General features: G+C 66.5%; 14 protein-coding genes. All 14 read left to right on the plus strand.

What is annotated here, in order from left to right:
- Positions 1-347: 347 nt before the first annotated feature.
- The 14 genes from H7A76_RS24800 to H7A76_RS24865 all read left to right on the plus strand — a co-directional run bounded on the left by H7A76_RS24800 (position 348) and on the right by H7A76_RS24865 (position 20,033).
- On the plus strand, positions 348-2,342 hold the full coding sequence (locus H7A76_RS24800) for a methyl-accepting chemotaxis protein (protein WP_185700936.1): 1,995 nt from the start codon (positions 348-350) through the stop codon (positions 2,340-2,342).
- Between the two features lie 77 nt (positions 2,343-2,419).
- Entirely contained in the window at positions 2,420-2,875 is a 456-nt protein-coding gene (locus H7A76_RS24805) for an SRPBCC family protein (RefSeq protein WP_185700937.1), read from the plus strand.
- Between the two features lie 154 nt (positions 2,876-3,029).
- Positions 3,030-4,811 (plus strand): copper resistance system multicopper oxidase, encoded by a 1,782-nt coding sequence (locus H7A76_RS24810; RefSeq protein ID WP_185700938.1) that lies wholly within the window; start codon positions 3,030-3,032, stop codon positions 4,809-4,811.
- A complete protein-coding gene (locus H7A76_RS24815) occupies positions 4,808-5,707 on the plus strand; it encodes a copper resistance protein B (RefSeq protein ID WP_185700939.1) in 900 nt (299 codons plus the stop codon). The genes H7A76_RS24810 and H7A76_RS24815 overlap by 4 nt, the downstream gene beginning before the upstream one ends.
- Positions 5,708-5,837: 130 nt before the next feature.
- Positions 5,838-6,287, plus strand: a complete 450-nt coding sequence (locus H7A76_RS24820) for a DUF411 domain-containing protein (RefSeq protein WP_185700940.1) — start codon at positions 5,838-5,840, stop codon at positions 6,285-6,287.
- Positions 6,284-6,718 (plus strand): YqaA family protein, encoded by a 435-nt coding sequence (locus tag H7A76_RS24825; RefSeq protein WP_185700941.1) that lies wholly within the window; start codon positions 6,284-6,286, stop codon positions 6,716-6,718. The genes H7A76_RS24820 and H7A76_RS24825 overlap by 4 nt, the downstream gene beginning before the upstream one ends.
- 509 nt (positions 6,719-7,227) lie before the next feature.
- Positions 7,228-8,793: a glycogen synthase GlgA gene (gene glgA, locus H7A76_RS24830; protein WP_185700942.1), complete on the plus strand. Its 1,566-nt coding sequence runs from the start codon at positions 7,228-7,230 to the stop codon at positions 8,791-8,793.
- A gap of 14 nt (positions 8,794-8,807) precedes the next feature.
- Positions 8,808-10,595 carry a malto-oligosyltrehalose trehalohydrolase gene (treZ, locus tag H7A76_RS24835; protein ID WP_185700943.1) on the plus strand — a complete coding sequence of 596 codons (1,788 nt, stop codon included), beginning with the start codon at positions 8,808-8,810 and terminating at the stop codon, positions 10,593-10,595.
- On the plus strand, positions 10,592-12,673 hold the full coding sequence (gene malQ, locus H7A76_RS24840; RefSeq protein WP_185700944.1) for a 4-alpha-glucanotransferase: 2,082 nt from the start codon (positions 10,592-10,594) through the stop codon (positions 12,671-12,673). Before treZ ends, malQ begins: the two co-directional genes overlap by 4 nt.
- The gene (locus H7A76_RS24845; RefSeq protein WP_185700945.1) at positions 12,670-15,444 is read left to right on the plus strand and encodes a malto-oligosyltrehalose synthase; all 2,775 of its coding nucleotides are present in this window, start codon (positions 12,670-12,672) and stop codon (positions 15,442-15,444) included. The genes malQ and H7A76_RS24845 overlap by 4 nt, the downstream gene beginning before the upstream one ends.
- Positions 15,445-15,465: 21 nt before the next feature.
- Positions 15,466-15,762, plus strand: coding sequence for a DUF2934 domain-containing protein (locus H7A76_RS24850; protein ID WP_185700946.1), 297 nt, complete (start codon positions 15,466-15,468; stop codon positions 15,760-15,762).
- A 98-nt stretch (positions 15,763-15,860) separates the two neighbouring features.
- Entirely contained in the window at positions 15,861-18,023 is a 2,163-nt protein-coding gene (gene glgX, locus H7A76_RS24855; protein ID WP_185700947.1) for a glycogen debranching protein GlgX, read from the plus strand.
- Between the two features lie 353 nt (positions 18,024-18,376).
- A complete protein-coding gene (locus H7A76_RS24860; protein WP_185700948.1) occupies positions 18,377-19,135 on the plus strand; it encodes a PIG-L deacetylase family protein in 759 nt (252 codons plus the stop codon).
- Between the two features lie 208 nt (positions 19,136-19,343).
- Positions 19,344-20,033: an alpha/beta hydrolase gene (locus H7A76_RS24865; RefSeq protein WP_185700949.1), complete on the plus strand. Its 690-nt coding sequence runs from the start codon at positions 19,344-19,346 to the stop codon at positions 20,031-20,033.
- Positions 20,034-20,078: the final 45 nt, after the last annotated feature.

A 20,078-nucleotide genomic window follows, 5' to 3' on the forward strand; every position in this document is an offset into this window, starting at 1 on the left:
GCCATGGTGAAACATCTGAATGGGGGCAAGTATCAACGCCGAAACAATTGGCGCCAACGAATTATTTCGGAAATTTACATTTTTTATACATTTCCGACAAATTCGCCAGGAGCCCCTGATTTAAAGGGCCTGACCAATATTCAAGGCTACTCTCGGAGCATTTCTGCGGGCCTTGCCGGTTACCGCTCCCGACTTCGCTGGCACTTCGGCAAACTCCTTGCACACAAAATCGATTTTTCTGGACGAACGTCCTAAAGAGCGCATGTCCGGCGCCGATACCTTCTTAATGCCCTGCATAAGGCGCAGCTCTCCCAAAGAATAAGAAACGCTCGGTAAGGACCGGTCCCATGCCCGCTTTGCGCACGATTCAAGCCCGCTACACGCTCTTTCTGGTCCTGTTCATAGCCGTGATGCTGATACTCACGGTGCTGGGTATCGGCCAGCTGGTGGCCCCCAAGTTGCGCCAGACCGAAGAACAGGTCGCCCTGGACCGCATCGCCGAAGTGGCGCAGCGCATTCAGGGCGAGTTGAGCAAGGTCCAGGCCCAGCAACGCAGCATTACCCAGACCGTCGCCCTGCTCGACAGCGACAGCATCGATCGGGTCCTGCCAGGCCTGGTGGACCAGTATGCAGAGCAGAAGGTCTTCGGCGGCGGCATCTGGCCCTTGCCCGGCCAGCGTACTCCCGGCCGCGCCAAGCACAGCAGCTTCTGGCACCGCGATGCCTCGGGCCAGCTCAAGGCCAATACCTTCTGGAACAGCGATGCGGCGCCCAACTACTACGACCAGCCCTGGTACAAGGGCGGCATGCGCACCGCCCCGGGCCAATGTGCCTGGGCCGCCGCCTACAAGGACGACGCCAGCGCCGAACCGCGCACCAACTGCGCCATGGCCATCAGCCGCGACGGCGTGCCCTATGGCGTGGCCACCATCGACGTGACCCTGGGCTTCTTCAATGACCTGGTGGCCGCCCGGGAAAAGGCCCTGGGCGCACAGATGCTGATCGTCGAGGCCGACGGCAAGATCATCAGCAACAGTTCGCGGATCAACGGCCCCATCGTCCTGAAGAACATCACCGAACTGGCCAGCAGCTCGGCCTTCGTCGCCCAGGTGCAGCAGGCCCTGGGCAATCGCGGCAGCGGCCTGCAGCGCCTGGAGTTCGACAACGCCGGGGAACCCAGCACCTTCTTCATGCAGCCGATCGAAGGCACCCCGTGGTTCCTCGCCAGCGCCCTACCCAACCGCCTGATCACCGCCCAGCGCGACGACGTGCTGAGCACCCTGGGCCTGCTGCAACTGCCCATGGTGATCCTGCTGGTGCTGCTGCAGGTCTATGCCATCGGCCAGCTGGTGCAGCGCATGAAGGCCCTCAAGGCCAACATCGACACCCTGGCCACCGGCGACGCCGACCTGACCCGGCGCATCACCATCCGCGCCGAGGATGAGCTGGGGGCCATCGGCCACTCGGTCAACCGCTTCATCATCTATCTGCAGGACATGATCGGCGAGGTGACCCAGGCCACCGAAGCCATGGCCGGCAGCCTGCAACAGCTGCAACGCACCAGCGAGCAGAGCGGACAGATCCTGGCCCGGCACGCTTCGGAAACCGACCAGACCGTCACCGCCATCAACCAGATGAGCTCCACCGCCGACGGCGTGGCGGCCAATGCCGCCGAAACCGCGGCATTCACCCAGCGCGCCAACGAGCATGCCGAGCGCTCGCGGGTGGTGGTGGGCGAAGCGTCCAGCAGCGTGATCGCCCTGATCGACGAAGTGGCCAGCGCCACCCACAAGGTCGAGGCCATGCAGCAAGATGCCCAGCGCATCACTGAGATCCTCGGGGTGATCGGCGCCATCGCCGGGCAGACCAACCTGCTGGCGCTCAACGCGGCCATCGAAGCGGCCCGGGCCGGCGAACAGGGTCGCGGCTTTGCCGTGGTAGCCGACGAAGTGCGCGCTCTGGCCGCCCGAACCCAGGCCAGTACCTCGCAAATCAACGAAATGCTCAACCGCCTGACCCAGGGCGTCAGCTCCTCGGTCAGCGCCATGGAGAACACCCAGGCCAGCTGCCAGTCGGCGGCCGATGCCACTGCCCGGGTCAACTCGGGCCTGGACGAAATGGCCGGCTCGGTCAACCAGATCAACAGCCTGAGCACCCAGATCGCCACCGCCGCCGAACAACAGAGCGCGGTCACCGAGGAAATCAATCGCAGCATGGTGAGCATCCGACATATGGTCGAGGAGCTGCTGCAAAGCGGCCAGGCCAATGAACACAACACCCAGAGCCTGGTCCAGGCCAACCAGCGGGTCAGCGCCCTGATGGGCCGCTTCAAAGTCCGCTGAATGGTCGAGCGCACTCCCGCCACGGCGCGGGAGTGCGACTATATTTGCAGCTCCGGCCACAAGGAGGTGCATGCATCATGGGCCAGCGCCAGCCCCACCTGACGGGCGAATACATCAGCCAGCAGCGGTACATCGCCGCCAGCATCGATACGGTCTACTACTACCTTTCCCAACCTGATCGCTGGCACGAATGGCACCCGGCTTCCCTGCGTGCCGACACTGGCCTGGGTGGTTCGCTGCCGGCCGGCTACAGGTTCAGCGAAACCATCGACCTGCTGGGTTTGCAGGTACACCTGAGCTGCCGGGTCCTGTGCGCGGTGCTGCCCCGGGAGTTCAAGATCGTGTTCAGCTCCGCGCCCCTGGATGGCATCGTCGACTACCAGTTGCGCAAACAGGGCGACGGCACCCTGCTCAAGCACAGCCTGCAATACTCCACCGACCTCAATCTCGGCGGCCTGCGTTCGCGCATGGAGCGCTCTTGCGGACAGGCCCTGGACAACCTCAAGCGCTTCCTGGAAACGCCACCTGGATGATCAAGCACCAGGCCTCGGACAGCCTCGCCGGTCTTGGCTGATCCCCCATCAGTCACGCTGACAAATCTGTAACCTGAACCTCAGTTGGCTGACAGCCAGCACTGATTAGTCTCTGCCTGAATCTGAAACTCAGGACCGACAGGACTCACTCGGTATGCTTGGCAATCCCACACGACGCAGCTTGATCAAGGGCCTGGGCGTCGCCGGCGCACTGGCCGGCACCGGCCTGTGGCCCTCCCCGGCCTGGTCCCGGGCCAACCCTGGCCTGCCCCAGGAAATCCGCGGTCGGCAATTCGACCTGTACATCGGCCAGACGCCGGTGAACTTCAGCGGTACCCCGTGCACCGCGATGACCATCAATGGCGGCCTGCCCGGCCCGCTGCTGCGCTGGCGCGAAGGCGATACGGTGAACATCCGCGTGAGCAACCGCCTGGAGCAAGACACCTCGATCCACTGGCACGGCATCCTCCTGCCGGCCAACATGGACGGCGTGCCTGGCCTGAGTTTCGCCGGCATCGCCCCGGGCAGCGTCTACGAGTACCGCTTCCAGGTCCGCCAGCACGGTACTTACTGGTACCACAGCCATTCCGGGCTGCAGGAGCAGGCCGGGGTCTATGGCCCGCTGGTGATCGATCCCCGGGAGCCGGAGTCGTTCCAGTACGATCGCGAGCATGTGCTGCTGTTCAGCGACTGGAGCGACCTGGCGCCACAGCGCCTGATGCAGATCCTGAAAAAACAGTCCGGCTACTTCAATTACCACAAGCGCACCGTGGGCGACTTCATCGACGATGTCGGCCGCCACGGCTGGGGCGCTACCCTGGCTGATCGCAAGATGTGGTCCGCAATGAACATGAGCCCCACCGACCTGGCCGACATCAGCGCCGCCACCTACAGCTACCTGCTCAACGGTCAGACCCCGGGCAGCAACTGGACCGGGCTGTTCAAGCCCGGTGAACGGCTGCGCCTGCGGCTGATCAACGCTTCGGCCATGAGCTACTTCGATGTGCGCATCCCCGGATTGCAGATGACCGTGGTCGCCGCCGACGGCCAGCCGGTACGTCCGGTCAGCGTCGACGAACTGCGCATCGCCGTGGCCGAGACCTACGACGTGCTGGTGGAACCCGGCCGCGAGCCGGCCTACACCGTCTTCGCCCAGTCCATGGACCGTACCGGCTATGCCCGTGGCACCCTGGCGGTGAGCCACGGCCTGGGCGCCGCCGTGCCGCCCCTGGACCCGCGCCCGCTGGTGAGCATGGCCGACATGGGCATGAGCCACGGCGCCATGGCGCCCGCAAGCATGGGCGACATGCCGGGCATGGGGCACGAGCCGATGGCCGCCATGGACCATGGCGACATGCAGGGCATGGACCACAGCCAGGCCAGCGACATGGCGCCGATGCAGCGCCACCCGGCGTCGGAGCACGGCAATCCGCTGGTGGACATGCAGACCATGAACCCGACGCCGAAACTCGCCGACCCGGGCATCGGCCTGCGCGACAACGGCCGCCGGGTGCTGACCTACGCCGACCTGCGCAGCACCTTCGAGGATCCCGACGGCCGCGAGCCCAGCCGCACCATCGAGCTGCACCTGACCGGACACATGGAGAAGTTCGCCTGGTCCTTCGACGGCATCAAGTTCAGCGACGCCCAGCCCTTGCGCCTGGCCTATGGCGAGCGAGTGCGGATCGTCCTGGTCAACGACACCATGATGACCCACCCCATCCACCTGCACGGCGTATGGAGCGACCTGGAGGACGAACAGGGACGCTTCCAGGTGCGCAAGCACACCATCGACATGCCCCCCGGCACCCGCCGCAGTTATCGGGTCACCGCCGATGCCCTGGGCCGCTGGGCCTATCACTGCCACCTGCTGTACCACATGGAGATGGGCATGTTCCGCGAAGTACGCATCGACCAGCAGGGGAGTCCGTCATGAAGCGCCACCCTGCTGCGCCGTTGCCCGGATTGCTGCTCGGCCTGGGCCTGGTGGCCAGCACCGCCAACGCCGCGCCCGACCCTGTCGGCATGCACCACCGGGGCATGCCCGGCATGGCGCCCGGCGCGATGTCCGCCATGGATCACGGCGCCCACGACCTGGCCCCTGCCCCAGCCCGGGAACGCAGCCGGACCCCGATCCCGACGCCTACCGAAGCCGATCGTCGCGCAGCCTTTGCCGAGGTGTCCGGCCATGGCGTCCATGACCAGGCGATCAATTCGCTCTGGCTGATCAACCAGCTGGAATACCAGGATGCCGACCGCGGCAGCACCCTGGCCTGGGAAACGAATGCCTGGATCGGTGGCGATATCGATCGCCTGTGGCTGCGTAGCGAAGGCGAGCGCAACGACGGTCGCAGCGAGAAAATCGAGCTCGAGGCGCTCTGGGGCCATGCCATCGGTCCTTGGTGGGACCTGGTCGGCGGTGTGCGCCAGGATTTCAAGCCCGCCTCGCCCCAGACCTGGGCCGCCATCGGCCTGCAGGGCATGGCCTTGTACAACTTCGAAAGCCAGGTCACCGCCTACCTCGGCGAAGGCGGCCAGACGGCCCTGCGCCTCAAGGGCGACTACGACATCTTGCTGAGCAACCGCTTGATCCTGCAGCCCACGGCAGAGATCAACCTCTATGGCCGCAACGATCCGGAACGGGGCCTGGGATCGGGCCTGGCGCAAGCCGAAGTCGGGCTGCGCCTGCGCTACGAACTGGATCGCCAGTTCGCCCCCTACCTGGGCGTGGCCTGGAACCGCAGCTACGGCCACAGTGCCGACTATGCCCGCGCCGAAGGCGACAAACCCAGCGAGGCCCGCCTGGTACTGGGTGTCCGCCTGTGGTTCTGACCCCGGGCGCTTACCAGCGCTTTGTATAACCTTGATACACAAGCCTCGCCCCTGGTGCTGCAAAAAACGCAAAATGCACGGCGATTCGCGCAGCCCCAGGGCGCCACCTTCGATCCACACGAGACTTCCGATGAAATCCACCCTGCGTCTGGCGGCCCTGTCCGCCCTGCTGTTCACCTCCCTGGCCCAGGCCGCCGCCCCCATCGACATCGATGTGCACCGCGACGCCAACTGCGGCTGCTGCAAAAAGTGGATCGAGCACTTGCAAGCCAATGGCTTCAAGGTCCATGACCATGTCGAGAACGACATGCGCAGCGTCAAGCAGCGCCTGGGCGTGGCCCCGCGCCTGGCCTCTTGCCATACCGCGGTGCTCGACGGCAAGTTCGTCGAGGGCCATGTGCCGGCCGAGCAGGTCCTGGCCTTGCGCAAGCGCGATGACCTGCTGGGCATCGCCGCCCCCGGCATGCCCATGGGATCGCCGGGCATGGAAATGGACGGCATGGGCGCCGACGCCTACCAGGTCATCGGCCTGACCAAGGAAGGTCGGGACGTGGTGGTCGCGGACTACCCGGCCCGTTGATCGGCGTCTACTTCGGCTTGTTCCTGGCGGCCTTCGGCGCCGCCACCCTGCTACCACTACAGTCCGAAGCGCTGCTGGCAGGGCTGCTGCTCAACGGCCGATGGTCGGTGCCCGGCCTGTGGTTGGTGGCGACCCTGGGCAATGTCCTCGGCTCCCTGGTCAACTGGTGGCTGGGGCGGCGCCTGGAACACTACAAGGACCGCCGCTGGTTCCCCATCGGCCCGCGTCACCTGCAACGTGCGCGCAAGCACTACCAGCGCTACGGGCACTGGTCGCTACTGCTGAGCTGGCTGCCGCTGATCGGCGACCCACTGACGCTGATGGCCGGGGTGATGGGCGAGCCGCTCAAGCGCTTCCTGCTGCTCGTCAGCCTGGCCAAGGGCGTGCGTTATGCGGTGCTGGCCTGGCTGACCCTGGGCTGGATGGACTGATCGCCAGGCTCGACGGCGGCTCCAACGGCTTCGTGTAGCCGCTGCCAAAGGCTGCGTACGGGCCATCGCAAGAACCGGAGCGAGCGCCAAAGATCCTGACTGCCCCGTTATGGACCGAACGCTGTCCAGCGCACCCATTGCGGGCACCCCGATACGCTCCACAGACCGACCTCTCGTCGGCACCAGCCGCGCTCGAGTCCTCGCATCGGCGCCCGGCAAGGGCCTTGCCCGGCGCCGTTGCGTCTTCTGTCCTAGACTGGCTCTCGCATCGTGACCATGCAGTCACAGCGCCAGGAAAAAAGTCGAAACTTTTCGTTCCGGCCCAGGGTCAGGGTAAAGGTAGGGCCGCTGCCGCTGGTGCATTCCTTGCAGCGACTCCTCCATCCATTCTGCTTCAGCACTCGGGCAGCACGGGCTGATCGAAGTGCGATGCGTTCGTGCCCGGCCACAGGAACCGGCCGGCACGGCGTGCAATACGCCAAAACAGATCGACGACACGGGAGAAACACATGATCAGCGCCGTATTGGATACCCAGGGAGAACCCATTCCGCAGCAGGCCGGTGGACGCGGCATTCCCCTGGTCCCGCTCCCCGGGAGCAAGACGGTACTGCCACTGGCACGCCAGAATCCCAACCGCAAGCGGGTGCTGTTCGTCACCTCGGAACTGACCGATCTGGTCAAGACCGGCGGCCTCGGGGATGTTTCCGCCGCCCTGCCCCGGGCCATGGCCCACCTGCACGATGTGCGGGTGCTGATCCCCGGTTACCCCCAGGTCCTGCATAGCGAGAACCCGATCCACATCATCGGCGAGCTGGGCGGCCATGCCGCGCTGCCGGCCTGCAAGATCGGCCGCATGGACATGCCCGACGGCTTGGTGATCTATGTGCTGATCTGCCCCGAGCTCTACGAGCGCGAAGGCACGCCCTATGGCGCCAACAACGGCCGCGACTGGCCGGACAACCATATTCGCTTCGCCCGCCTGGGCCTGGCCGCCGCCGATATCGCCGCCAACCTGGCGCAGATCCATTGGTGCCCCGACCTGGTGCACGCCCACGACTGGCCCGCCGGCCTGGCGCCGGCCTATATGCACTGGCGCGGCCAGCGCACCCCGACGCTGTTCACCATCCACAACCTGGCCTACCAGGGCGTGGTCAGCCTGGCCTGCTGCCCGGAACTGGGCATCCCCGAGCACGCCCTGCAGCAAGAAGGCATGGAGTTCTACGGCAAGCTGTCGTTCCTCAAGGCGGGCATGGCCTATGCCAGCCACATCACCACGGTGAGCGCCACTTACGCCCGGGAGATCACCACCCCGGACTTCGGCTGCGGGCTCGATGGCTTCCTGGCCAGCAAGACCCAGCAAGGCCTGCTCAGCGGCATTCCCAACGGCATCGACGAAAGCTGGGACGCCGCCACCGACCCGCATCTGTTCTGCCCCTTCGGCATCGGCGACTGGGACGGCAAGGCCGTCAACGCAGCCCATGTACGCCAGCTGTTCGGCCTGGAGCCGAGCGATGGGCCGCTGTTCGCCGTGGTATCGCGACTGGTCTACCAGAAGGGCCTGGACCTCACCGAAGCGGTGGCCGAATTCATCGTCGACGCCGGCGGCCAGATCGCCATCATCGGCCGTGGCGAACCGGAGGAGGAACAAGCGATGCGTGAACTGGCCCGGCGCTTCCCTGGCCGCGTCGGCGTGCACATCGGCTTCAACGAGACCGATGCCCGGCGCATGTTCGCCGGCAGCGACTTCCTGCTCATGCCCTCGCGCTACGAGCCCTGCGGCCTGAGCCAGATGTACGCCCAGCGTTTCGGCTCGCTGCCGGTGGCACGCAATACCGGCGGCCTGGCGGACACCATCGACGACGGTGTCACCGGCTTTTTGTTCGACGAATCCAGCGTGGCCAGCTACCAGGGCGCCTTGCAGCGGGCCTTCCGGGTCTTCGCCCGGCCCGGGCTGCTGCATGCCATGCGCTGCCGGGCCATGGCCGCGCCCTTCAACTGGTGCCAGGCGGTGGAACCCTACGCCGAGCTCTACGAGCAATTGGTGGCCCAGACCTTGGGGCAGACCGCCAGGTAGAGGAGGCCTGACAAATGTCTACCAGTACGCCACCACCCGTGCGCCATGGCGCGGTGCTGCTCGACGCCGAGCGAACCCGTTTCGCCCTCTGGGCCCCGGATGCGCACCATGTCAGCGTGGAGCTGGGCAGCGGCCAGTCCGTGCCCATGCTGCCCCAGCCCGAAGGCTGGTTCATGATCCAGGCAGCGTGTCCGGCAGGCAGCCGCTACCGGTTCAATATCGATGACCGGCTGCTGGTGCCGGACCCGGCGTCCCGCGCCCAGGACGGCGACGTGCATGGCCCCAGCCTGGTGGTCGATCCCCAGGCCTATGCCTGGCAGCACCCACAGTGGAGCGGCCGGCCCTGGGCCGAAGCGGTGATCTACGAGTTGCACGTGGGCCTGCTGGGCGGCTACCAGGGAGTCCAGCAGGTGCTGCCAGCGCTGGTGGAACTGGGGGTAACGGCCATCGAACTGATGCCCCTGGCGCAGTTCCCCGGCGAGCGCAACTGGGGTTACGACGGCGTCTTGCCCTATGCCCCGCAAGCGTCCTATGGCACGCCGGAGCAACTCAAGGCCCTGGTGGATGCGGCCCACGGCCTGGGCCTTGCAGTGATCCTGGACGTGGTCTACAACCACTTCGGCCCCGACGGCAACTATTTGCAGCGCTACGCCAGCCCATTCTTTCGCGAAGACCGGCAGACCCCCTGGGGGGCCGCCATCGACTTCCGCCGCCGGCCGGTGCGCGACTTCTTCATCGACAACGCCTTGATGTGGCTGCTGGACTACCGCTTCGACGGCCTGCGCCTGGATGCGGTGCATGCCATCGACGATCCGGGCTTCCTGAAGGAGCTGGCCCGGCGCGTGCGCGAAGCTGTTCCCGGCGGCCGTCAGGTGTGGCTCAACCTGGAGAACGAGGCGAACCAGGCCAGCCTGTTGCAGCACGGCTTCGATGCCCAGTGGAACGACGACGGCCATAACGCCCTGCACGTATTGCTGACCGGGGAAACGGAGGCTTACTACGCCGACTTCGCCGAACAGCCGACCCAGCAACTGGCACGCTGCCTGGGCCAGGGATTCGCCTTCCAGGGCCACCTGGACCGCCATGGGCGGCGGCGCGGCGAACCCAGCGCCCACTTGCCGCCCAGTGCTTTCGTGCTGTTCTTGCAGAACCACGACCAGATCGGCAACCGCGCATTCGGCGAACGCCTCAACCAACTGGCCCCGCCCCAGGCCTTGCACGCGGCCACGGTGCTGTTGCTGCTGGGACCGATGATCCCGCTGCTGTTCATGGGCGATGAAATGGCGGCGCAGGAACCTTTCCTGTTCTTCACCAGCCACCAGGGCGAGCTGGCCGAAGCCGTGCGCCAGGGCCGGCGCGACGAGTTCGCCGCCTTCAGTGCCTTCGCCGATGCCTCCGAGCGCCAGCGCATCCCCGATCCCAACGCCCTGTCGACCTTCCTGGCCTCGCGTCCAGCCGCTGGTTCCGCACAGGCCGAGGCCACCCGGGCGCTGTACCGCGAACTGCTGCGGATCCGTCACCGCGAGCTGGTACCGCGCCTGCCCGGAACATGCGCCCTGGGCGCCGAGGTACTGGCCGAGGGCGCCCTCACCGCCCGCTGGCGCCTGGGCGATGGCAGCCTGCTGCGCATCGACCTCAACCTCAGCGCGCACCGGGTCGAACTGCAACCGGCGAACGATGCCCAGCCATGGTTCCAGTATCCCCCAGGCACCCTGGAGCATTGGCGCCAGGGCTGGTTGCCAGCCTTCAGCGCGCTGGTGCAACTGCAGCCCGCGACAGCCCCCGATGGAGAGCGTCCATGAGCGATGCGCAACTGGAAATACTCGCCAGCCGCGCCGGCCTGGCGGTGGACTGGATCGATGCCAACGGCCGACCGCAGAAGGTCGAGCCCAGGGTCCTGCGGGCGGTGCTGGCCGGATTGGGTCACCCGGCCGGCAATGCCCGGGAAATCGAATGCAGCCTGCGGCAACTGCAGCACCGGCAGCAGGGCCGGCACCTGCCGCCGCTGCTGACCGCCGATGTCGGCCAGGGCCTGGACCTGGCCCACTATTTCCCGGCGCGGACCGAATGCCGGGTGCAGTTGGAAGACGGCAGTTGCCGGCAATTGCAGCTGGACGACCAGAGCCGGTTGCCCGGTGAACTGCCCGTGGGTTACCACAGCGTGGATATCGAGGATGAACGCTTCATTCTCGCCGTGGCGCCCGAACGTTGCTACAGCGTGGCCGACGCAGTGGCCGACCAGCCGCCGCGGGCCTGGGGCCTGGGGGTGCAGTTGTATGCCCTGCGCCGCAGCGGCGATGGCGGTTTCGGCGATACCCAGGCCCTAGAGGAACTGGCCCACCAGGCTGCCGAACGCGGCGCCGACGCCCTGGCCATCAGCCCGCTGCATGCGATGTTCAGCAGCGACCCCCAGCGCTATAGCCCCTACTCGCCCTCCAGCCGGCTGTTCCTCAACAGCTTGTACGCCGCTCCGGGGGCGATCCTCGGCGAACGGGCCTGGCGTACCGCCATCGAGGCCTGTGGCCTGGGCCCGCAGTTGCAGGCGCTGGAACAACAACCGCTGATCGACTGGCCAACGGCGGCCCGAGCCAAGCAACAGGTGCTGCGCGAGCTGTACCAGGGTTTCCGCCAGGGCGAGCACCCGCTGCACCAGGACTTCGCCAGCTATCGCCAGGCAGCCGGCGAGGCCCTGGAAAACCACTGTCGTTTCGAGGCGATCCAGGCCCTGCGGGTGGCCCGTGGCGAAGACCCGGACTGGCGTCAGTGGCCGGAGTACTGGCGTGACCCCGCCAGCCCGGAACTGGCACGCCTGGCCGAGGAGCACGCCGAGGAAATCGGCTTCCATGCCTTCTGCCAATGGCTGATCGCACGCAACCTGGAACGGGTGCAAAGCGCGGCCCGCAGCAGCGGCATGGGCATCGGCCTGATCGCCGACCTGGCGGTGGGCGCCGACGGTGGCGGCAGCCAGGCCTGGAGTCGCCAGGATCAGTTGCTGGCCGAGCTGACCGTGGGCGCCCCGCCGGACATCCTCAATCGCCAGGGCCAGGCGTGGGGGATCTCGGCCTTCTCTCCCGAAGGCCTGCAACGCCATGGCTTTCGCGCCTTCATCGAAATGCTGCGGGCCAACTTCGCCCATGCCGGTGGCTTGCGCATCGACCATGTGATGGGCTTGCAGCGGCTCTGGGTGATTCCCCGGGGTGCCCCGCCCTGCGACGGGGCGTACCTGTATTACCCGGTGGACGACCTGCTGCGCCTGCTGGCCCTGGAATCCCAGCGCCACCAGGCCATCGTCCTCGGCGAAGACCTGGGCACCGTGCCCGACGGCCTGCGGGAAAAGCTCGCCGCAAGGGCCATGCTCGGCATGCGCGTGCTGCTGTTCGAGCAAGACCATGGCTGCCACTTCAAACCCATCCTGGATTGGCCGGACAACGCCCTGGCCACCACCAGTACCCACGACCTGCCGCCCCTGGCCGGTTGGTGGCACGGCCGCGACATCGAGTGGAACCAGCGCCTGGAGCTGGTGGATGAAGCCGGGGCCAGGCACTGGCGGGAACATCGCCAGCGCGAGCGCGACGGCCTGCGCCAGGCCCTGGCCCGGGACCCACAGAACTTTCGCGAGCCGCTGGATGAAACCGACCAGCTGCTCGACGCCAGCGTGCGCTTCCTTGGCCATACCCGTGCGCCCCTGGTGCTGTTGCCGCTAGAGGATGCGCTGGGCATCGACGAACAGGCCAACCTGCCGGGCACCGTCGAGGGCCATCCCAACTGGTGTCGGCGCCTGGCTGGCAGTGCCCGGCGCTTGCTGGACGACACCGACGCCGCGCGGCGCCTGGAACAACTGGCCCGCGCCCGGCAACAAGCACAGGAGCGCGACCGATGAACCTAGCACCTGCCCCCGAGCTGCGAGCCAGCCTGCGCCTGCAGTTCCACCAGGGCTTCACCCTGGATGACGCCGTGCCCCTGGTGCCCTACTTCGCGCGCCTGGGCATCAGCCATCTTTACGCCTCGCCGTTGCTCTGCGCCCGGGCCGGTTCCATGCATGGCTATGACGTGGTGGACCCGACCCGGATCAACCCTGAACTGGGCGGCGAAGTGGCCCTGGAACGCCTGGTGGCCGTGCTGCGCCAGCACGGCATGGGGCTGATCCTGGACATCGTGTCCAACCACATGGCGGTGGGCGGCGGCGATAACCCCTGGTGGCTCGACCTGCTGCGCTGGGGGCGTCTGAGCCCTTATAGCGAGTTCTTCGATATCCAGTGGCACTCGTCCGATCCACTGATGGCTGGCCAGTTGCTGCTGCCATTCCTGGGCAGCGACTATGGCCAGGCGTTGCAGGAAGGCAGCCTGCAATTGCATCTGGACGATGACTTGCGGGGGTTCCATGTCCGCCACCACGAGCATCGCTTTCCCATCTGTCCCGGCGACTATGCAGAGTTGCTGCACCCTGACGGCGCAGCAACCGAAACCTTGAAGCCCTTGGCCGACGCCTTCGCCGCCCTGCGCTTCAACAGCGATGCCCACGCTCAAGCGCAGCCCCTGCAGCAAGCCCTGGGCGAGGCGCTGCAACAACCCGAGGTACGCCAGGCCGTGGCCCACAAGCTTGTCGACTATGACTCACGGCAGGCTCCCGGCTTCGAACGCCTGCACCAATTGCTGGAGCGCCAGAGCTATCGCCTGGCCAGTTGGCGCACGGCCGCCGACGACATCAACTGGCGCAGGTTCTTCGACATCAACGAGCTGGGCGGCCTGCGGGTGGAGCGGCCGGCGGTATTCGAAGCCACCCACGGCAAGATCTTCGAACTGATCCAGCGCCGGCTGGTGGATGGCCTGCGCATCGACCATGTCGACGGCCTGGCCGATCCCCGGGGCTACTGCCGCAAGCTGCGGCGCCGGGTCGATCGCCTGCGCCCCGGTGAACACTTGCCGATCTATGTCGAGAAGATCCTCGGCGCCGGGGAAACCCTGCCTCGCCACTGGGGCGTCGACGGCAGCACCGGCTACGAATTCATGAACCAGCTGTCGCTGTTGCAGCACGATCCCGCCGGCCAGGCGCCCCTGGCCGAACTCTGGAACCAGCACAGCCAGCGCACGCCAGACTTTCTTGCGGAGGCGCGGCTGGCCCGCCAGCAGATCCTCAATGGCTCCCTGGCGGGAGATTTCGAAAGCGTGGCCCAGGCCCTGCTGCAGGTGGCTCGGCTTGACCTGATGAGTCGCGACCTGACCCTGGGTGCCATTCGCCGGGCCTTGCAGGAACTGATCGTGCACTTCCCGGTGTACCGCACCTATATCGGGGGGTGCGGTCGTGGGCCCCAGGACCAGCGCTTTTTCCAGCAAGCCCTGGAAGGCGCCCGGGCCAGCCTCAGCGAAGCCGACTGGCCGGTGCTGGACTACCTGGATCGCTGGCTTGGCGGCCAGGGCTGGCGCCAAGTGCCAGCGGGCCCGGCCCGCAGGCTGCTGCGCCATGCCGGGGTGCGCTTCCAGCAGCTGACTTCGCCGGCGGCGGCCAAGGCCGTGGAAGACACAGCCTTCTATCGCTCGGCGGTGCTGCTGGCACGCAACGACGTAGGCTTCGATACCCAGACCTTCAGCGCGCCCCTGGCGGCATTCCACCAGGCTTGCATCGAACGCCTGGAGAGCTTTCCCGACAACCTGCTGGCCACCGCCACCCATGACCACAAGCGCGGCGAGGACAGCCGGGCGCGGTTGGCGGTGCTCAGCGAGCGGGCCACCTGGTACGCCGGGCAGGTGGAGCACTGGCGCAGGCTGGCCGAGCCCCTGCGTGCCGCCGTCGACGCGCCCTCGGCGGCGGACGAGCTGATTCTCTACCAGAGCCTGCTGGGCAGCTGGCCCCTGGACCTCCAAGCCGGCGATGCTCCAGCGCTGGAGCAATACACCCAGCGCATCTGGCAATGGCAGCTCAAGGCCCTGCGCGAGGCCAAACTGCACAGCGGCTGGTCCGCGCCCAACCTGCAATACGAAGAGGCCGTGCAGGCCTTCATCGAGAACCTGTTGCTCACCCCACGCGGCTTGGAACTACGCCGCTCGATCGCCGCCGCGGTCCAGTCCATCGCCCCCGCGGGCGCCCTCAACAGCCTGGCGCAGGCCCTGCTGCGCCTGACCGTACCCGGGGTCCCCGACCTGTACCAGGGCAATGAGCTCTGGGACTTCAGCCTGGTGGACCCGGACAACCGCCGCCCGGTGGACTACCAGGACCGGCGCCAGGCCCTGGAACAGCCGGCCACGGCGGCCCAGTGGCTGTCCCAATGGCACACCGGCCAGATCAAGCAAGGCCTGATCGCCCGCGCCCTGGAACTGCGCCGCCGATATCCGCAGCTGTTCCGGCATGGCAGCTACCAGCCCTTGCAGGTCCTCGGGCAACGGGCCGGCCACGTACTGGCCTTCCTGCGCGAGTACCACCAGCAGCGAGCGCTGGTGATAGTCCCGGTACGGGTGGCCGGTCTGCTCGGGGACAGCCCGGCTCCACACCTGGATGCCGGACTTTGGGGCGACACCCGGGTGCAACTGCCGTTCGCCACCCCGGGGCGCAATCTGAATGGACTTTTTGCCAACGCGACAGTCACAGCCCACAGGGAGCTGATGCTCGCCGAAGTCCTGCGGGACTTCGCGTTGAACCTCTTGATCGACCATTGAATCCAGCGCGGGAGCATTGCGATGAGTACTGACGATAAACGCATACGTGAGTTCGCCTATCAGATCTGGGAGTCGGAAGGAAAACCCCAGGGCCAGGAACAACGCCATTGGGAAATGGCCTGCAAGCTCGCCGAGGCCGAAGCCCTGGCCCCGGCCAAGCCGCCCAAGGCCGTGCAGGCCAAACCGGCGGCCGCCAAACCTGGCAGCAGAGCGACGGCCAAGCCCAAGGCCAAGCCGGCCACGACGCAGGTGCCAGCGGGAGAGAAACCGGCGGTGCTCAAAAAGCCCCGGGCACCCCGCAAGCCGCCAGCCAGCTGATATCCATCCGGCCCGGGCAACCTTCTTTCGTTGCGACCCGCCCGGTGCCGCAAGGGCCGCGTTCGGCCTGTCCCGCCATTCTCATTGCAGGAGCAACCATGAGTACACCCAAGCACAGCCCGACGTCCGCCTCCCACCACGAACCTTCACGCATCCGCGAGGGCCTGCCCTTCCCGCTCGGCGCCACCTGGGACGGCCTGGGCGTCAACTTCGCCCTGTTCTCGGCCAATGCCACCAAGGTCGAGCTGTGCATCTTCGACGCTGCCGGCGAGGTGGAGCTGGAGCGCATCGAACTGCCGGAATACACCGACGAGATCTTCCACGGCTACCTGCCCGACGCCCATCCCGGGCTGGTCTATGGCTACCGCGTGCACGGCCCCTACGACCCGGTCAACGGCCATCGCTTCAACCCCAACAAGCTGTTGATCGACCCCTATGCCAAACAACTGGTGGGCGAGCTCAAGTGGTCCGAGGCGCTGTTCGGCTACACCATCGGCCACCCCGATGCCGACCTGAGCTTCGATGAGCGCGACAGCGCGCCCTTCGTGCCCAAGTGCAAGGTCATCGACCCGGCCCACACGTGGGGCAACGACCAGCGCGTCAGCGTGCCCTGGGACAAGACCATCATCTACGAGACCCACGTGCGCGGCTTCACCATGCGCCACCCGGCGGTTCCCGAGCAGCTGCGCGGCAGCTTCGCCGGGTTGATGGTCGAGGACGTGCTCAAGCACATCCGCAGCCTGGGGGTATCGTCGGTGGAGTTGCTGCCGATCCATGCCTTCGTCAACGACCAGCACCTGCTGCAAAAAGGCATGACCAACTACTGGGGCTACAACAGCATCGCCTTCTTCGCCCCGGACCCGCGCTACCTGGCCAGCGGCAAGATCGCCGAGTTCAAGGAAATGGTCGCGCACCTGCACGAGGCCGGCCTGGAGGTGCTGCTGGACGTGGTCTACAACCACACCGCCGAGGGCAACGAACAGGGACCGACCCTGTCCATGCGTGGTATCGACAACGCCTCGTACTACCGCCTGATGCCCGACGACAAACGCTTCTATATCAATGATTCCGGGACGGGCAACACCCTGGACCTGAGCCATCCCTGCGTCTTGCAGATGGTCACCGACTCACTGCGCTACTGGGCTGGCGAGATGCACGTCGACGGCTTCCGCTTCGACCTGGCGACCATTCTCGGGCGCTATCACGATGGCTTCGACGAGCGCCACAGCTTCCTCGTGGCCTGCCGCCAGGACCCGCTGCTGCGCCAGGTGAAGATGATCGCCGAGCCCTGGGATTGCGGCCCGGGTGGTTATCAGGTGGGGCGCTTCCCGCCGGGCTGGATGGAATGGAACGATCGCTTTCGCGACACCGTGCGCGCCTTCTGGAAAGGCGATGACGGCCAGTTGGCGGATTTCGCCGGGCGCATGACCGCCTCCGGGGAAATGTTCAATCAGCGAGGTCGTCGCCCTTATGCCTCGGTCAATTTCATCACCGCCCACGACGGCTTCACCCTGCACGACCTGGTGTCCTACAACGACAAGCACAACGAGGCCAACGACGAGAACAACCAGGACGGCAGCAACAACAACCTGTCCTGGAATCACGGGACAGAAGGCCCCACCGACGATCCGGCGATCAATGCCCTGCGCCTGCGCCAGATGCGCAACTTCTTCGCCACCCTGCTGCTGGCCCAGGGCACGCCGATGATGGTGGCTGGCGACGAGTTCGCCCGCACCCAGCACGGCAACAACAACGCCTATTGCCAGGACAGCGAGATCGGCTGGGTCAACTGGGACCTGGACGAAGATGGCAAGTCGCTGCTCAAGTTCGTCAAGCGCCTGGTCAAGCTGCGCCTGAGCTATCCGATCCTGCGGCGCGGGCGCTTCCTGGTGGGCAACTACAACGAGGACATCGGGGTCAAGGACGTCACCTGGCTAGCCCCTGACGGCAGCGAGATGACCACCGAGCATTGGCAAGATCCCCATGGCCGGTGCCTGGGCATGCTGCTCGATGGCCGCGCCCAGGAAACCGGCATCCGCCGCCAGGGTGCCGACGCCACGGTGCTGCTGGTGGTCAACGCGCACCACGACATCGTCAATTTCCGCCTGCCGCAAGTGCCGGCCGGGGAATTCTGGACATGCATGCTCGACACCAACCAGCCGGCGGTGCGCGGCCAGGAACGCCTGGACTTCGACCATGAATACTCGGTGACCGGACGTTCGTTGCTGTTCTTCGAACTCAAGCGCGAGGAGCAGGAATAGTCGCCATCCAGGCGGACGGGGCTTGCCAGGGGCCTGGGGCAGCCTTGGGACCGAGTCTTGGGGGACGCCTGGCGCTTTTCGGGGACGATATTCGTCAGGACGACATACCCGGTAACGAAATACGTCTACCCTATCAACCGGACCGCAATCGACAAATTATCCTGGCGCCCCCTGTGTGGGCGGCGCCGGGCTGAGTATGATTGCGCAGCTATCACGGCGTTCCAAAGGGATGGGACACCGGTACTTCACGCTGAGGCAGGTGCCATGGAATCAGCGTGCGTGCAAACCCAGGGCCGATGCTGAACGCTCGTTCAGTTTTTGCATACGGCCCGGAAACAGGGATGTATCACGTTATGAAAGCCATATCCGCAATAGATAACAGCTGGCCCAGCCAGATCTGGAACAGCGCCCATAGCCTGGCCGAGGTCCCGGCCATCAATCTTGCCAACCTGGTGCCGGCCGGTTCCCGGGCGGTGATGGTGGCTCCGCATCCCGGTGACGAAGTGATCGCCAGCGGCGGCCTGCTGCAGGTACTGGCCCACCACGGCCACCCCCTGGAACTGATCTCGGTCAGCGACGGCAGCGCCAGCCACCCCGGGTCCGAGGTCTGGCCGGAACGCCGCCTGAGTGTGTTCCGCCCCCAGGAAAGCGCCGAAGCCTTGCGCCGCCTGGGCTTGCCTTTGCATAGCCTGAAATGGATCCGCGGCGGGTTCGCCGACAGTGCCTTGAGCGAGCGCGAGCAGCAGCTGGTGCCGTTCATCAGCCGCTACCTGCGCCCCGGGGACGTGGTCTTCAGCACCTGGCGCGAAGACGGCAACCTCGATCACGAGGCCGTGGGCCGGGCTGCCGCCAAGGCCGCGGCGCAAGTGGGTGCAAGGTTCTGCGAGATCCCCGTGTGGGCCTGGCACAGCTCGGTCCGCGAGGAGCACCAGATTCCCTGGCAACGGGCGCGCAAGCTGCGCCTGGACACCTGGACCGTGGCCCGCAAGCGCCACGCCGCCCATGCCTACGCCAGCCAACTGCAGGGCGAACCGGAGATCGGCTTGCAGCCGTCGCTGTCGCCCATCGTGCTCGAACGCATGCGCCTGCCCTACGAGATCATCCTCATGTAGCCTGGGCAAGCACCGGCGACGTCAACGACTGGCCGTTGCGCGGCAACCTCACCCTGGGCCGGCGCGGCGACCACCTGTCGGAACCTGCCGTACATCCGGATTGCTGAACCGGCACTGGCGCCGCAATGAGCCTGATGCATGCTCTGTAACGGACAGGGACCCCGGGTATCCGCCCGGGGCCGCCCCTGCCGTGAAAAGGAGCGATGCCATGAGCGATACACCCACGATCGTCCTGGTCCACGGGTTCTGGGGCGGCGCCGCCCACTGGAACCGGGTCATCGACGAATTGCTGGAACGCGGCCACCGGAAGATCCGCGCGGTAGAGTTGCCCCTGACGTCCCTGGCCGATGACGTCGAGCGCACCCGCAAGCTGCTGGCCCAGCAAGCCGGGCCGGTGCTGCTGGTGGGGCATTCCTACGGCGGCGCGGTGATCACCCAGGCCGGCCACGAGGCCAACGTCGCCGGCCTGGTGTACATCGCCGCCTTCGCTCCCGACAGCGGCGAGAGCCCCGGCAGCCTGACCCAGGAGTTTGCTCCCGCGGCTGCGGCCAACCTGGAGCCGGACAGCGATGGCTACCTGTGGGTTCGTCCGGAACGCTTCCACGAGAGTTTTTGCCAGGACTTGCCGGCCCGCGAGGGACTGATCATGGGCCTGACCCAGAAAGCCCCGCTGGCCAATACCTTCGGCGACACCCTGGGCGCCCCGGCCTGGCGCGACAAACCCTCGTGGTACCAGATCTCCAGCGCCGACCGCATGATCGCCCCGCCCAACCAGGAACGCATGGCCGCACGCCTGAACGCACGCAAGGTGATCCGCCTGGACGCCAGCCATGCCTCCCTGGCCTCGCAACCGCACGCCGTGGCCGGGTTGATCGCCGAAGCCGCCGCCAGCCTCTGATCGGCCAAGGCTCGCAGGGCTTCAGGAGTCCTCCGGGGCCTGCGA

Source organism: Pseudomonas sp. MSSRFD41 (assembly GCF_014230245.1).
Classification (GTDB): domain Bacteria; phylum Pseudomonadota; class Gammaproteobacteria; order Pseudomonadales; family Pseudomonadaceae; genus Aquipseudomonas; species Aquipseudomonas piscis.

Coding starts and splice junctions, on each gene's coding strand:
- H7A76_RS24800 (WP_185700936.1), top strand. CDS start 348: ATGCCCGCTTTGCGCACGATTCAAGCCCGCTACACGCTCTTTCTGGTC.
- H7A76_RS24805 (WP_185700937.1), top strand. CDS start 2,420: ATGGGCCAGCGCCAGCCCCACCTGACGGGCGAATACATCAGCCAGCAG.
- H7A76_RS24810 (WP_185700938.1), top strand. CDS start 3,030: ATGCTTGGCAATCCCACACGACGCAGCTTGATCAAGGGCCTGGGCGTC.
- H7A76_RS24815 (WP_185700939.1), top strand. CDS start 4,808: ATGAAGCGCCACCCTGCTGCGCCGTTGCCCGGATTGCTGCTCGGCCTG.
- H7A76_RS24820 (WP_185700940.1), top strand. CDS start 5,838: ATGAAATCCACCCTGCGTCTGGCGGCCCTGTCCGCCCTGCTGTTCACC.
- glgA (WP_185700942.1), top strand. CDS start 7,228: ATGATCAGCGCCGTATTGGATACCCAGGGAGAACCCATTCCGCAGCAG.
- treZ (WP_185700943.1), top strand. CDS start 8,808: ATGTCTACCAGTACGCCACCACCCGTGCGCCATGGCGCGGTGCTGCTC.
- malQ (WP_185700944.1), top strand. CDS start 10,592: ATGAGCGATGCGCAACTGGAAATACTCGCCAGCCGCGCCGGCCTGGCG.
- H7A76_RS24845 (WP_185700945.1), top strand. CDS start 12,670: ATGAACCTAGCACCTGCCCCCGAGCTGCGAGCCAGCCTGCGCCTGCAG.
- H7A76_RS24850 (WP_185700946.1), top strand. CDS start 15,466: ATGAGTACTGACGATAAACGCATACGTGAGTTCGCCTATCAGATCTGG.
- glgX (WP_185700947.1), top strand. CDS start 15,861: ATGAGTACACCCAAGCACAGCCCGACGTCCGCCTCCCACCACGAACCT.
- H7A76_RS24860 (WP_185700948.1), top strand. CDS start 18,377: ATGAAAGCCATATCCGCAATAGATAACAGCTGGCCCAGCCAGATCTGG.
- H7A76_RS24865 (WP_185700949.1), top strand. CDS start 19,344: ATGAGCGATACACCCACGATCGTCCTGGTCCACGGGTTCTGGGGCGGC.